13 protein-coding genes are annotated in these 13,957 nt (G+C 39.3%); 10 read left to right on the forward strand and 3 right to left on the reverse strand.

The window, feature by feature from the left end:
- Positions 1–9 precede the first annotated feature (9 nt).
- Positions 10–1,020: a lysylphosphatidylglycerol synthase transmembrane domain-containing protein gene (locus tag BN8908_RS08015; protein WP_021988422.1), complete on the reverse strand. Its 1,011-nt coding sequence runs from the start codon at positions 1,018–1,020 to the stop codon at positions 10–12.
- Positions 1,021–1,279: 259 nt separating this feature from the next.
- Here BN8908_RS08015 and rsmA point away from each other — a divergent pair, with 259 nt between their 5' ends.
- Together rsmA and mgtE are read left to right on the forward strand one after the other, a co-directional pair.
- The gene (rsmA, locus tag BN8908_RS08020; RefSeq protein WP_068689960.1) at positions 1,280–2,062 is read left to right on the forward strand and encodes a 16S rRNA (adenine(1518)-N(6)/adenine(1519)-N(6))-dimethyltransferase RsmA; all 783 of its coding nucleotides are present in this window, start codon (positions 1,280–1,282) and stop codon (positions 2,060–2,062) included.
- Positions 2,063–2,073: 11 nt separating this feature from the next.
- Positions 2,074–3,438, forward strand: a complete 1,365-nt coding sequence (gene mgtE, locus BN8908_RS08025; protein ID WP_021988420.1) for a magnesium transporter — start codon at positions 2,074–2,076, stop codon at positions 3,436–3,438.
- Here mgtE and BN8908_RS08030 read toward each other — a convergent pair.
- A complete protein-coding gene (locus tag BN8908_RS08030; protein ID WP_021988419.1) occupies positions 3,435–4,301 on the reverse strand; it encodes a bile acid:sodium symporter family protein in 867 nt (288 codons plus the stop codon). The genes mgtE and BN8908_RS08030 overlap by 4 nt on opposite strands.
- 266 nt (positions 4,302–4,567) lie before the next feature.
- On the opposite strand from BN8908_RS08030, the gene BN8908_RS08035 reads away from it, so the two are divergent.
- The 4 genes from BN8908_RS08035 to BN8908_RS08050 all read left to right on the forward strand — a co-directional run bounded on the left by BN8908_RS08035 (position 4,568) and on the right by BN8908_RS08050 (position 8,324).
- Positions 4,568–5,170, forward strand: a complete 603-nt coding sequence (locus BN8908_RS08035) for a nitroreductase family protein (protein WP_068689962.1) — start codon at positions 4,568–4,570, stop codon at positions 5,168–5,170.
- Positions 5,171–5,411: 241 nt separating this feature from the next.
- On the forward strand, positions 5,412–6,644 hold the full coding sequence (locus BN8908_RS08040) for an MFS transporter (protein WP_068689964.1): 1,233 nt from the start codon (positions 5,412–5,414) through the stop codon (positions 6,642–6,644).
- 11 nt (positions 6,645–6,655) lie between these two features.
- Positions 6,656–7,426 carry a 4Fe-4S binding protein gene (locus BN8908_RS08045; RefSeq protein WP_068689965.1) on the forward strand — a complete coding sequence of 257 codons (771 nt, stop codon included), beginning with the start codon at positions 6,656–6,658 and terminating at the stop codon, positions 7,424–7,426.
- A 139-nt stretch (positions 7,427–7,565) separates the two neighbouring features.
- The gene (locus tag BN8908_RS08050) at positions 7,566–8,324 is read left to right on the forward strand and encodes a ThiF family adenylyltransferase (RefSeq protein ID WP_068689966.1); all 759 of its coding nucleotides are present in this window, start codon (positions 7,566–7,568) and stop codon (positions 8,322–8,324) included.
- Between the two features lies 1 nt (position 8,325).
- Here BN8908_RS08050 and BN8908_RS08055 read toward each other — a convergent pair whose 3' ends face one another.
- Positions 8,326–9,078 carry a helix-turn-helix domain-containing protein gene (locus BN8908_RS08055; RefSeq protein ID WP_021988414.1) on the reverse strand — a complete coding sequence of 251 codons (753 nt, stop codon included), beginning with the start codon at positions 9,076–9,078 and terminating at the stop codon, positions 8,326–8,328.
- A gap of 170 nt (positions 9,079–9,248) precedes the next feature.
- Between BN8908_RS08055 and BN8908_RS18790 the strand changes: the two genes are divergently transcribed.
- The 4 genes from BN8908_RS18790 to BN8908_RS08075 all read left to right on the forward strand — a co-directional run bounded on the left by BN8908_RS18790 (position 9,249) and on the right by BN8908_RS08075 (position 13,956).
- Entirely contained in the window at positions 9,249–9,908 is a 660-nt protein-coding gene (locus BN8908_RS18790) for a hypothetical protein (protein WP_068689968.1), read from the forward strand.
- A gap of 117 nt (positions 9,909–10,025) precedes the next feature.
- On the forward strand, positions 10,026–12,338 hold the full coding sequence (locus BN8908_RS08065) for a TonB-dependent receptor (RefSeq protein ID WP_068689970.1): 2,313 nt from the start codon (positions 10,026–10,028) through the stop codon (positions 12,336–12,338).
- Positions 12,339–12,392: 54 nt separating this feature from the next.
- Positions 12,393–12,605: a hypothetical protein gene (locus tag BN8908_RS08070; protein WP_147379541.1), complete on the forward strand. Its 213-nt coding sequence runs from the start codon at positions 12,393–12,395 to the stop codon at positions 12,603–12,605.
- 58 nt (positions 12,606–12,663) lie between these two features.
- Positions 12,664–13,956: a radical SAM protein gene (locus tag BN8908_RS08075; protein ID WP_068689972.1), complete on the forward strand. Its 1,293-nt coding sequence runs from the start codon at positions 12,664–12,666 to the stop codon at positions 13,954–13,956.
- Position 13,957 lies beyond the last annotated feature (1 nt).

The following is a 13,957-nucleotide window of genomic DNA, read 5'->3' on the forward strand; positions in this document are numbered from 1 at the left end:
ATGGAATTTTTATTCCTGCTTTTTCAAACTCTTCGTGTTATACAAAGGCATGATCAATAAACAAAACGCTCCGACAACAATATACAGAAGCGTCATTGTTCCATGCGTCAGCAAAGCAAATGTACGGCACATATTTTCAATTCCCGGAGTATGGGGCAAATACACCAACAAAGCGGCTATCACCATAGCGTGCCAGGAACCGATGCCGCCCTGAGCCGGCATAACCATTCCATAACTGCTCAACACAAAAATCGTCAAGGCTATCAGTGCACCTAAATCAGATGTAAATTCAAAACAGAAAAAGCAAACGTAAAACATCAGGTAATACATCAACCAGATAAAAAGCGAATAAAATACAAACAACCACTTGTGCTTCACACGCTTTACGGTTAACAATCCTTCCTTCATTCCCTGCCAGAAATTTCTCAACCGTTCGTGAAAAGAAGTTTTTCTCAAAAGCCGCCATACAATATACAATGCCAATACCAATCCCACCGCAAAAACAAAAAACCAGGAAGAATGAAAAAAAGAAACGATTTTTTCCTCCACTTCCCGGTTATCTTCTAAAAAAATTCCGATTTGCTTAAACTGAGTAAATACTACGACTAATGTCAATGCGACCAATATACCCAAATCGATAACCCGCTCCGCCACAACTGTTCCGAATAATTTCGAGAAAGGTACACGCTCGTATTTACTGACAACCCCACACCGGGTAAATTCGCCCATCCGGGGCAAAGCAATATTCGCCAGATAACCGATCATCACTCCCATAAAACTATTTGCCAAACGAATATTATATCCCATCGAACGAGTCAGCAATTGCCATCTCAATGCCCGGCAAAGATGACTTAAAAGCCCCATGCCGATAGCTACCCAAATCCAGGTATAATCGACATCCTCTTTCAATATTTTCTCCGCCTCGCTCCAGTTCTGGTTCCGATATACCAACCAAAATAAAAGGGAAGTGATCCCTAAAAAAACAAAAAACTTAACTATCCGTTTATAAACAAGAGGCATCGTGCTAATTTTGATTGCTGCAAAAGTATATAAATTAATGCTTATCGAACATAATTTTCAACCTATTTTATATAGTTTTTAAATCCGGATTTTCAATTTATGATTTTCGGCTATTCCCAAAGAAAATCATTATCCGGATTCCGGATTCTCTTTTTATACCCATAATTGTTTTAAATTTTAGTACCTGATAAAGTGCTTGCCCATTCATTAATTTAAAATTTACAATCCAATATTTACAATTAAATTGTACTTTTGCATCATGAGTATTGTTAGAGCTAAAAAAAGTCTGGGACAGCATTTTCTGAAAGATCAGAATATTGCACGTAAAATTACTGACAGTCTGCTTCCGATGACAAGCGAAGTACTGGAAATAGGTCCGGGAATGGGTGTACTTACACGACATTTGTTCGCCGACAACCGTTTTTCTGTACGAGCAATCGACATCGATACCGAATCGATCGAATATTTACATAACGAACTACCGGAACAACGGGAACGGATTTTATTCGGAGATTTTCTGAAAACCGACATCAGCCATTGGTACAACTCTCCTTTCTCTATTATCGGTAATCTTCCTTACAACATATCATCTCAGATTTTTTTCCGCATCATCGAAAATAAACACTTGGTGAAACAGGCGGTATGCATGATACAAAAAGAAGTCGCAGAAAGAATAACCGCCTCTCATGGAAATAAAACGTATGGCATTTTAAGTGTTTTTTTACAAACATTCTACCGTATCGAATATCTCTTTACCGTCAGTGAAAATGTTTTCGATCCGCCGCCGAAAGTAAAATCCGCAGTCATACGTCTGACCCGTAACGAAAGGGAACAGTTGCCCTGTAATGAAAAATTGTTTTTCAATATCGTTAAAACCGGATTCAACCAACGCCGTAAAACTTTACGCAACTCAATACGACAGATCACACCGGCAAACTTTACCTCGGACTATCTAAATCTACGTCCGGAACAGTTGAGTGTAGACGATTTCATTACACTCTGCCGGCAGATCGAAGAATTTAATGCCTGTCATACATCTTAAATTTCATTGCCATGCTTCAGTTTGAGCTTACCCACGAATTCCTGAGTCAAATCGAAGAGTTGATCGATGCCGGTAACAAAGAACAAGTTTCCGGGTTACTCAAAGATCTGCATCCGGCGGATGTTGCAGAAATTTTAGAAGAACTGGATAACGAACGGGCACAATTCGTCTTTTTACTACTGGATAACGAAAAAGGCAGCGATGTACTTGCAGAAATCGACGAAGAGGAACGCAATCGCTTTCTGGCTTCTTTTCCTCCTGAAATTATTGCCAAACGCTTCATCGACCATATGGAATCCGATGACGCCGCCGATGTTGTCGGGAGCCTCTCCGACGAGCAACAACACGAGGTATTATCCCATATGGACGACCTGGAACAAGCCGGAGATATTGTCGACTTGCTGCATTATGACGAAGATACTGCCGGAGGTTTGATGGCAAAAGAATTGGTGGTCGTCAATGAAAACTGGACCGTTCTCACCTGTCTGCGCGAATTGAGCCGTCAAGCTGAAAATATCGACGAAATTTACAACGTTTATGTCGTCGACGACGATAACAAACTAAAGGGACGTCTATCACTGAAAAAGATGATTCTTTCCCCGACCTCTGCCAAAATCAGTAATCTGTATTACGAAGACATTATATCTGTAAAAACCGATGAGCCGGCAGAATCCGTAGCCCGTATTATGCAGAAATACGACCTCGTAGCCATTCCGGTTGTCGATTCTCTGGGACGCCTGGCAGGACGGATTACAATCGACGACGTCGTCGATGTTATCCGCGAAGAGGCCGAGAGAGACTATCAGATGATGTCCGGTATCAGCCAGGACGTGGAGACATCAGACAGCATCTGGTCGCAAACCAAAGCCCGCTTGCCTTGGCTGATCATCGCCCTCTTTGGAGGAATGGTCTCTGCGTATATGATTTCCCGTTACGAAGCGGAAATAGCTCTTTTTCCGGTAACTGCCATGTTTATTCCCGTCATTACAGCTATGGGAGGAAATGTTGGCATTCAATCTTCAGCCATCGTAGTACAAGGATTAGCCTCAAACTCATTGAGCCTTAAAAACGGATTCCACAATATCATCAAAGAGATCGGCGGAGCACTAATCAATGCTACGATTTGCTCTTCCATTATTTTTCTCCTGACTCTTTGTTTCAATCTCAATTCATTGGCCATGCCGTTGACCGTTACCCTTTCCCTATTCATTGTTATCCTGTTTGCTTCGATCTTCGGAACAGCCTTTCCCCTACTGCTCAACAGATTAAATATTGATCCGGCCTTAGCAACAGGCCCTTTCATTACACTGACCAATGACATCATCGGCCTGAACATATACCTGCTTACAGGCAATGCTATTTTATCCTGTTTCTAACTTACGGGTTGAATAGTCCGGCCGGCCACCCTGATATAAGTCAGTAAAACAATATTCATAATCAAAGCATATACAATCGAAGGAATGGCTATAATTTCACTGTTAAATATAAAGGGACTGGTTGCGATAGCTATCCCCTGAGCGGCATTCTGCATACCGATTTCAATGACAATTGTACGCCTTTCTCTCCCCTGCAGGCGCATAAGCCAGGATAAGCCGCCCCCAACGGCCATAGCCGACAAAATAAGCATTCCGATACACACACCTAATTGTCCGATATGTACAAGAATCACCCGGTAATGCTGTACAAAAAATACTGTCGCCAATAAAAGAAGTGCCGGAAAAGCTATTTTATTCAACAAACACCTTACTTTTTCTGCCCTTTCCGGAGCGTATCGTTTGTATAGTACCCCCAGAACAACCGGCAGTAAAGTCAAGACCAGATTCTGGATAATCAAACGCCCCACCGGCAAATGCATCCTAAAATCTTCCTGATTACCCACCAAATGAAACGCAAAAGCCATGATCACAGGAATCGTAAAAAGAGTAATCACACTGCTGAGAGCTGTAAGACTGACGGAAAGCGCTACATCTCCTTTCGCAATCATGGAAAACACATTGGACGAACTGCCCCCCGGAGAACAAGCAATCAGCACTAAGCCGATAAAAAAAAGAGCATCCAAACGGAAAAACAAGCCCAACCCTATTGCCAATAGAGGCAAAACCACAATCTGTCCGACAAGCCCGACAAACACCGGCCGGGGACGCTTATAAAAAAGAAGAAAATCCCTGATATTTAGTTCCAATCCCAGTTCGAACATCAAAAGGGTAAGAATCGGTAATACTATAAAAATCGTATTCATAATTCCAACTGAATCAATAAATCCTGTAACCTCATAAAGTTACAAATGCCATTTCATACAAATTCAAGGTCTGCAAAGATAAAGTAAAATAAATACCGACCATAAGAATTTTTAGATGATAAAGTTCACTTTTTACAAAAAACAACGTAAAATTGTAATTGTAGATTTTGGATTTACGATTTTAAACTGGGCTTGTCATTCCATGCTGCCAGAAAAGAAATATTGTAAATCAAAAAGTAATAAATGAACTGATAAAACTTATTATTATGGAACGAAATTTAAAAGAAGCCCTGAAACACAGACGCAGTTACTATGCGATAGAGGCTCAATCACCGATACCCGATGAAAAAGTCGAGGAAATCGTCCGCTTTGTATTGGAAACGACTCCTTCTGCATTTAATTCACAATCGACACGTTTGGTATTATTGTTGGGAGAACAACACAAAAAATTCTGGCAAATCGTAAAAGATACCTTACAAAAAATCATATCAGAACAGGCTTTTAAAGCTACTGAAAATAAAATTAACAACTCCTTTGCTTCCGGTTACGGTACCGTTCTGTTTTTTGAGGACGAAGCCATCGTTGAAGGATTACAAAAAGCTTTTCCCTTATATGAAAGCAAATTCCCGGAATGGTCGGAACACACATCGGCTATGCATCAGCTTGCCACATGGACCATGCTCGAAGATGCCGGATTCGGAGCATCATTGCAACATTACAATCCATTGATTGATACCGCCGTTATTGCTGAGTGGAAATTACCGGAACATTGGAAACTGATAGCACAAATGCCATTCGGAACACCTTTGCTCGTTCCTGATAAAAAAGAAATAAAACCGATCCACGACAGGCTGAAGATTTTCAAATAAGAGTTGCTCTGAAATAAAACGATACTACTCCTATCCCATAATTTTCGATCGGAAATTACATTTTTTCCTCCGATAAAGAAAACTATGGGATTTTTTTGTATTTTTATCCCGACTTTTCAAAAGAAAATTAGTTATGAAGTTTGTAATACTTGCGGCCTTTAAGGTGAGGTGACACAAAACACTTTTATTTATTACATACAGCTGCTTCGAAAGTTGTAGCATAACTAATTTTATTATAATCATGGATAATTGGAAAAAAAAGTTTGCCATCATCTGGGCAGGACAACTGTTCTCTATATTAAGTAGCGCTATCGTCGGCTATGCCGTCATTTTCTGGTTGAGCATAGAGACCCGTAGTGCTGAGGTCCTTGCGCTATCTGTCATGGCCAGCTTATTACCACAGGCTGTTTTAGGCCCGTTTGCAGGAGTATATGTAGACCGGTGGAAACGGAAAAGGACAATGATAGCTGCCGATATGTTTGTCGCTTTATGCTCTTTCATATTAGGATTACTGTTTTATTACGACATGGCGGAATTAGAATACATCTATCTGTTACTGGCTTTACGAAGCGTCGGAAATGCGTTTCACTCCCCTGCCATGCAAGCTGCCATACCTTTACTTGCTCCCGAATCCGAATTAATGCGTATAGCCGGTGTCAATCAGGCTATTCAGTCGGCCAGTAGCATTGCCGGACCGGCACTAGGTGCCATCCTGATCACCTCGTTCAACATGACGACAGTGATGCTCTGTGACGTTGCCGGAGCACTGATCGCCTGCACCGCCTTATTATTCGTATTTATTCCCGACCCGGCCCCAAAAGAGATAAAAGAAAAACCGAGTGTTATCCGGGAAATGAAAGAAGGTCTGCAAGAAGTGAGACGACACAAAGGCATTGCCTGGTTAATGGGAATCTCTGTTTTAGTCACTTTCTTTTTGATGCCTGTTGCTACCCTATTCCCTCTGATGACAGTCGTACACTTCGAAGGCAGTACATTCCAAATGAGCCTGATAGAAATGATATGGGGTGGTGGCACATTAACCGGAGGACTTATTATAGGTATCTGGAAATTCAAAGTACGAAAAGTAATCCTGATTAACATATCCTATCTGGTTCTGGGAGCCTATCTGATAGGCTCGGGGCTTTTACCCACCGGCGGTTTCACCCTGTTTGTTCTCCTTACAGTCATCGGAGGGCTGTCCGCACCCTTTTACAGCAGTCCTTTTACAACATTGCTGCAAACCTACATTGCCCCTACGGCTTTAGGCCGGGTATTCTCTCTATTCGGAAGCCTGAGTTTGCTGCCGGCTGTCATCGGACTATTGGCTACCGGATTCATTGCCGATCATATTGGTATTACCCGTGCTTTTATATACGCAGGCACCATCATAACCCTGCTGGGAATATTTTCTTTTTCCGTCACATCAATCATGCAATTGGAGAAAAAGAAACGCCATACAAATACTAAAATATAAACTAAAGTTATATGCAATTACATCTTGTTTACTTTTCACCGACACATACGAGCCGTACTATCGGACGTTCGATAGCCCTGGGATGCAATACGGACAATATCACCGAAACCGATTTAACTTACCGGCACCCCGGCCAACCGATAGTAATACAGGCAGATATAGCCATCGTCGCCGTTCCGGTATACGGAGGGCGTGTTGCAGAAACGGCAATGGAGCGTCTGCAATGGATAAAAGGGCAACAGACACCCGTTATTCCGGTAGTCGTATACGGCAACCGGGATTATGAAGATGCCTTACTGGAACTGACGGACCATTTGAAAAATACAGGGTTCTGTCCGCTGGCAGCAGCAGCCTTCATCGGCGAACATTCCTACAGCCGGACGGATATGCCGATTGCAGGCGGACGACCGGATGCTGCCGACCAAACCGCAGCTATAACATTCGGGTGGAAAGCCGTTGAAAAATGGAATGCGACAAAACAAAAAACAGTATTTCCGGAACCGCATATTCCGGGAAATTATCCGTATAAAATAAAAGGTCCGAAAACTCCGGCAGCCCCCGTCACCTCTTCCGAAAAATGTATCCAATGCGGTATATGTTCGGAAGTATGCCCGACCGAAGCCATATCCGGAACAATTCCCGTAAGCGACCCGGCCCTTTGCATCAAATGTTGTGCCTGTGTAAAAGAATGTCCGGCCGAAGCCCGGATATTCAATACCCCTTACACAGCTATGCTATTCGAAAAATGCAGCGCCCGGAAAGAACCTGAAACGTGGTTTTGAAATCGTCATCTATAAACTTCATACGTAATATGCACAAATAGATTTACCGTTAAAATAAAACAGTCGAAATTACCCTTTTGTGTAGTAGCTATCTTATTCTAATGTCCTACTTTTACATTGTCTATCAAAAATATATATTATGGAAGAAAGATATTGTAGAAATCGTATTTACGTTAAGGAATCAGAACAAGAAGCTATAAAGAAATACAGGATTCTGCTAGGAGGTGCAGGCATAGGCAGTATAATCGCAGAATGTGCTTTGAGATTTGGTTTTGAGAATATCACAATAGTGGACGGTGACAAGGTTGAATTAAGCAATTTAAATCGTCAAAACTATGAAGAATCGGATCTCGGTCACTATAAGGCAGAAAGATTAGCTCATCGGCTGTTACGTATAAACCCGGAAGCTAAAATAGATTTTCATACCTGTTATATAAATAAAGACAATGTAGAAGAATTAATAAAAGGACATGATGTAGCTATCAATGCTTTGGATTTTAAATCCGATATCCCTTTTATTTTTGATAAGTTATGCCAGAAATCCGATATCCCTGTATTACATCCCTATAATTTCGGTTGGGCCGGTTTTCTTACCGTAGTAAAGCCAAAGGGATTTAAATTATCCCTATTGTCGCATACGCCTGAAGGTTTTGAAGTGAAGATGGCTCAATATGTTTCCAAATACAGTTCCTTTTGGAATATTTCGAGGCCCTGGCTCGATCAGGTGATAGACACGTTCAAAAAAGAAAAGGATGCACGACCGGCTCCCCAGCTATCTATCGGCTCCTGGATTGCTGCAGGATTTTGTGTAAATGTGATGTACAATCTGGTAACAGAAAAGGAAGTAAAAACTTTTCCCAAATTCTACTTATCATCCATCTATTGCGACAATAATTAAATTACAGCAGTTTATAATTGGTTGCAAAAGACAATGCCTCGGTTATATTTTTTACATTTAGTCTTTCAAAAAGTCTTCTTTTATAGAATTTAACCGTATCTATGGCAATACATAGTTTATCAGAAATCTCATTCATGGTATACCCCCTTGCAGATAGGGAAAGTATATCCTTTTCCCTGTCGGACAGTTCCAATCCCTCATTTATATTCCAGCGATGTCCCTCTAAAGAATATTCCCAAAACTCGGTTTGTCCTTGTTTACGTATCTCTATATGACCGGGAGATTCATGTGCCGATAAGGATACAAAACAAGCCGCCAACCATATTTTCCCGTCATCCGTTAAAATAACAGGAGTCAGTTTATGATTGATCAATGTTGCTTTTCGTCCGGAAATAATATGAAAATCATAAGATATGCTATAAGACAACCTCTCTTCTAAATCCAGCTTATCAAAAAAATTGAACCCTGCTTTATTCAGCTCCATCAGCATGGATTGTTCTTTTTCCGGAACATGTTGTATGTAAAACAAATAGCCCATATCCCGGACTTCTTCCGAAGTATGGCCACATAAAAACAACGGATTATCGGAAACATACAAAAAATTCTTTTTATAATAATCGATAATATAAAGACTCTGATAGGTTGTCCGGGATATCGCATCAAATACTTTTGATAATGATTTTACACGTTCATATTCCTCCTCGGATATATTATGTATAAGATTCGTGGCTGTAAAATAATCTTCTATCGTCATTGAATATATTTAAATATTTATCAATTGTAAATATATATTATTTATGTAAAATCTACAAACAATTAATACACAAAAGTGTAGAAATGCCGTTCACATCTTCTCAAATACACTTTTGTGTAACATGCTTTATTCACCGAAAAATAATTTTGACATATCAAAATAAAAATGATATGAAACAATTAATTATTACAAACGGTGATTACAACATTTATCAAGTCGATAAAAACTATTTGTATGCTATTGCCAAATTTGTCGTTCTTGAAAATTATAAACATCATACAAATGATGTTTGTTCGAAAAATACAGAAGAGGATATATTGAAGGTATATAAAGAAGAATTACAATTTTCCTCCGTTGCTTATCTATTCATTGCTGAAAATCACCGAGGCAAACTGATCGGGTGTATCCGGGTAATGAAATGGGATAAAATAACCCGCCTCCCCATTCATAAAATATTTAATATAAATCTACAAAAATACATTCCTTGTAGTGAAGCAAAATCATTCTGGCATATCGGACGATTTGCAATAGATTCGCTGAATAGCAGGTCTTCCATCCTATTATTCAAACAACTCATGATATGTGCCGTACACCAGATCATTTGTGATACCCACGGTTGTATGATCGCAGAGACAGATAGTAAGCTATTACGCATACTGCAATTATTAGGCATTCAAACTCACACCCTGGGGCCGGGCGTCATTTACCTGGGTTCTGAAACGATCCCGCTATATGCTACAAAGTTTGGTCTGAGTAAATTTTACAATTCTCACCGTCATCTATTATGTAATCTTAATATTTCACACAATGTGCAATTAGAAACGGCTTAACCGACTACACAAAAGTGTAGAAATCACAGAACAACATACCGTTTTACACTTTTGTGTAATTCACAAGTCAACAGTATTTAGAACTTTGCATACAGGAACCCTTTAAAACACATTACGATGAAAGCCACAGGATTACTTTTCTTGATCATGATCAGCTCAAACATCCTATTTGCACAGCAAATAACAGGTAAAATTGTAGACGAGCATAACAATCCTCTTGAGTTTGCCAATATCGTCCTTTTAAGTTTACCGGATTCCACTTTTATCACAGGAACAGTGAGTGATGTGAACGGACATTTTTATATAAAAGAGAAAATAACGGCCGACGCCTGCCTCCGGATCACCCTTATCGGTTATACCACGAAAATAATACCGGCTGAATCAAACCGTGTTATTACTCTGAAACCACAGGCATTTATGTTGAATGATGTCGTAATCAGGGCTGAAAGAATAAAAAGAAACCCCAATGGCTATGTTGTAAACTTAAAAAACGACCGTTCTGTCAAGGGGAAAAAAACAGATGAGTTATTGACACAATTACCGGGTATAACAAGCGAAGACGGCTCTTTGAAAATTTTATTCCAATCGGCAAGTGCCATCTACCTGAATGGAGTAAAAATAAAAAATGAACAGGAATTACAGGCCATACCCGCTGACTACCTCGAATCGGTAGAAGTCAATTATATGGCCGGTAGTGATGAAATGGCCAGTGCACAGGGGGGAATTATCCGTATTAAACTAAAAAAAGAAAATGAAGGGGGATATTCGGGAAATTTATTTGCAGAGATTCAGGAAATGCCGGAATACGGACATACGGGCGAAAATATTTCAAACGTATTCAGCTATCAGTATAAAAAATTAAACGTTTACAATGTGATATCGTTCCGCCATAATCAGGCTATAGGAGATACCGAAAACAACCGTTGGTTCAAAGAAAGCGAATCCCTTATCTCTTCGAAAGAGAAATACAGGAACTGGTATAAATATTTCTATGACCGGTTAAGCCTGACTTATGATATAAAGGCGAATCATACCTTGGGTATATCGTTCTTTTATGCGAATAATAATGAAAATCCGACCCGCATTTCAGACACAAAGATTACAGAAAACGAACAAATCGCTGAACAACATTCCGTAACCCGTTCCCCTTACCGATATAATATGTATCAGGGTACATTCAATTACAACTGGACCATCGGCAAAAAAGGAACTGCTTTTTCACTGACAGCCGATTATCTACGGAATAACGAGCGTCAGACACTGACATCCCAACTGACCGAGCCGACAATAGTAACAGACGGAGACAGCCGCTCCCGGCAAAATACAGACATGTTTCGTATTAAGCCGGCATTTGTCCTGCCTTTTAATAAAAACTCAAAACTCATTGCAGGAGTCGACTACCAATACATCCGGACAAAATTACATTTAACGGATCATATACATACCGACCAAAACGAACACTCTACAATGTATGGTTATGTACCTGCCATATTCAGCAGTTTTTCAGGGCGGAAAAAAGCACTGCAATATGAAGTAGGCTTGAGGGTACAACAAAATAAAATGAAATATGTGGCAGAAGAAACCGGTACTTCTACCCAAAACAGCAATTGGGGAGTTTTCCCTTCCGCAAGTCTGATGTATATGCTAAACGGGAAAAAAGGACATCTTATTAATTTACAATATAAACGAATGATGGATGATATCCCCTATAGCTTAATAAGTCCTTATAAACTTTATGAATCCCCCAATTTTTATACAAGGGGAAATCCGGATCTGATTTCACCAACCAGCCATCAGGTAATGGGAATGATGGTATTATTCAATAAAATTTCTCTGATGGGCGGTTATATCTATTATAAAGATCAGATTTATTATGCAACGGAAGTCGATCCCGATAGCCCCAATGTTAGCTATAGCATACCCCGGAACGGAGACCATCAATCTTTGAAACTATTTGGCTTAGAAGGACGTTTTCAACTTTTCAAATGGTGGAAAATCAAAGCAATAGCCAGACTTGTTTTACATTCTGCCGAATCGGCTACTTTTTCAGTCCATAATCAGGACAAATACTATTTCGCATTGAATAATACCTTTGAATTCACGCCTTCATTCGGAGCAGGTATCAATTGCTTTTATGAACCCGATTATCACTATATGGACAGAATTTATAAGCAGGTGTGTGACGTCAGCGGAAATATATACAAAAGATTCTTTGATAATAAACTTGAAATACAATTCCGTTTCAAACCATACCGGAAAGGGCGGATACTGCTGACCGACACCCCGGAATACGAATCGCGTGCGATCAATAGCACCAAAGAAGAATATATCAGATTCTCTCTTACGTATTTCTTCAAAGGAGGTAAAAAAGTGAATGTCAAACGGACAGAAAGTATTCAGAGTTACGAAAAAATAGAAGATACTAAATAAAGGAGGAAGTCGAAAATCCATAAAAGAGTAGACAATAAACAAATAATGTGCGATATGGAAAAGAAAGCTTTAATTATTGCGCCTTTAACAAAAGATGAAAAAGAACAATTAAAAGGTGGTTTTACAAGTGTATCCAGAACTGACGAATCAACTGCAATTAGTAATGGCAATTGCTCAAGTTCGGATGGATGGTTTAACGACAACTGTGGTTGCTCAAATTGTACCTCACAAGAAACCAAACCGACGGAAGAAATTAAAAAACCGTAAAACCGAAGTTTAACTTACGTAGAGGAGCTTATAACTCCTCTACTAAAATTATTCAATTATGAACTGGAGTCGTTATAATTTTATAAGTCAAAAAGACGATCATACATATATATTGTATAATTATGTAGACGATTCGATCATCTTTTTGTGTAAAGAACTTTTGGACATAGTCGATAAAAATATTCACCACATAGATAAACTTGCGGCTATTCATCCTGACTTATACCGGGAATTGAGTAATAAAGGATTTATTATCGATGACAATATCGACGAGAAAGATTTTGTCATGAAAAAGATTACCGACAAACTAAATGCTTCAACCACATTTAAACTGATCATTAATCCGACACTAAACTGTAATCTGAGATGTTGGTATTGTTATGAATCCCATATTGCTGACAGCTATATGAATGACGAAACAAAAAATGCTGTCCTTAAACTCGTAAGCAAAAAATTAAGCGATCCCAAAGTCGAAGTCATGGATTTATCCTTCTTTGGAGGAGAGCCTTTACTCAGGGCTCAAAAAATCGCATTGCCTTTGATATATAAAATAAAAGAAATTTGCGATTTGCACAACAAAAAGTTCAGAGTTCATTTTACCTCAAATGCAGTTTTACTCAATACTTCGATAATCGAAGCATTATCGGCAGTTACCCAGGACATTTCTTTTCAGATTCCATTTGACGGAGGCAAAATAAAACATAACGAGGTGAAAAAAACGCGCAATGCACAAGGAACGTATGACAAAATACTGACCAACGTATTGAATGCGCTGAAAAAAGGATTTAAAATCAATATCCGTTGTAATTACAATTTAACCAATATCGATTCTTTTGAAGAACTGATTCTTGATATAGACAGACTGGCTTCTGACTACAAAAAACAAATTACGGTTTCTTTACAAAAGATATGGCAAACCTCCTATTCGGAAACACTGAGAGACAAAACAGAACGTATAAAACAACTCATAAAGGAAAAAGAATTTCATTGTAACCTGATAGGAAAAGGTACAATTTCTACTTACTGTTATGCTGATTATGACAATACTGTTGTCGTAAATTACAATGGCGACATTTTTAAATGTACGGCAAGAGACTTTAAAAGTGAGTTAAGGGATGGCGTTTTAACAGCAAACGGCACCATTTGTTTTACTGATAATTACAAAAAACGTATCAATAGCAGATTTAATGCCGATTGTAAAAACTGCCCCATACTTCCTATTTGTACGATATGTTCTCAAAAGAAAATCGAATCCAGGCATATATCCGGATGCCCGTTAAATATTCCTTTGGAAGATAAAAAACAGCAAATTCAATCCCGTTTAAAAGCTTTGTGCAGTGAATACAGCTGAT

The sequence above is a fragment of the Culturomica massiliensis genome (genome assembly GCF_900091655.1).
GTDB lineage: Bacteria > Bacteroidota > Bacteroidia > Bacteroidales > Marinifilaceae > Culturomica > Culturomica massiliensis.

Coding starts and splice junctions, on each gene's coding strand:
- BN8908_RS08040 (WP_068689964.1), top strand. CDS start 5,412: ATGGATAATTGGAAAAAAAAGTTTGCCATCATCTGGGCAGGACAACTG.
- BN8908_RS08030 (WP_021988419.1), bottom strand. CDS start 4,301: ATGAATACGATTTTTATAGTATTACCGATTCTTACCCTTTTGATGTTC.
- BN8908_RS08065 (WP_068689970.1), top strand. CDS start 10,026: ATGAAAGCCACAGGATTACTTTTCTTGATCATGATCAGCTCAAACATC.
- rsmA (WP_068689960.1), top strand. CDS start 1,280: ATGAGTATTGTTAGAGCTAAAAAAAGTCTGGGACAGCATTTTCTGAAA.
- BN8908_RS08050 (WP_068689966.1), top strand. CDS start 7,566: ATGGAAGAAAGATATTGTAGAAATCGTATTTACGTTAAGGAATCAGAA.
- BN8908_RS18790 (WP_068689968.1), top strand. CDS start 9,249: ATGAAACAATTAATTATTACAAACGGTGATTACAACATTTATCAAGTC.
- BN8908_RS08055 (WP_021988414.1), bottom strand. CDS start 9,078: ATGACGATAGAAGATTATTTTACAGCCACGAATCTTATACATAATATA.
- BN8908_RS08045 (WP_068689965.1), top strand. CDS start 6,656: ATGCAATTACATCTTGTTTACTTTTCACCGACACATACGAGCCGTACT.
- BN8908_RS08070 (WP_147379541.1), top strand. CDS start 12,393: ATGGAAAAGAAAGCTTTAATTATTGCGCCTTTAACAAAAGATGAAAAA.
- BN8908_RS08035 (WP_068689962.1), top strand. CDS start 4,568: ATGGAACGAAATTTAAAAGAAGCCCTGAAACACAGACGCAGTTACTAT.
- BN8908_RS08015 (WP_021988422.1), bottom strand. CDS start 1,020: ATGCCTCTTGTTTATAAACGGATAGTTAAGTTTTTTGTTTTTTTAGGG.
- mgtE (WP_021988420.1), top strand. CDS start 2,074: ATGCTTCAGTTTGAGCTTACCCACGAATTCCTGAGTCAAATCGAAGAG.
- BN8908_RS08075 (WP_068689972.1), top strand. CDS start 12,664: ATGAACTGGAGTCGTTATAATTTTATAAGTCAAAAAGACGATCATACA.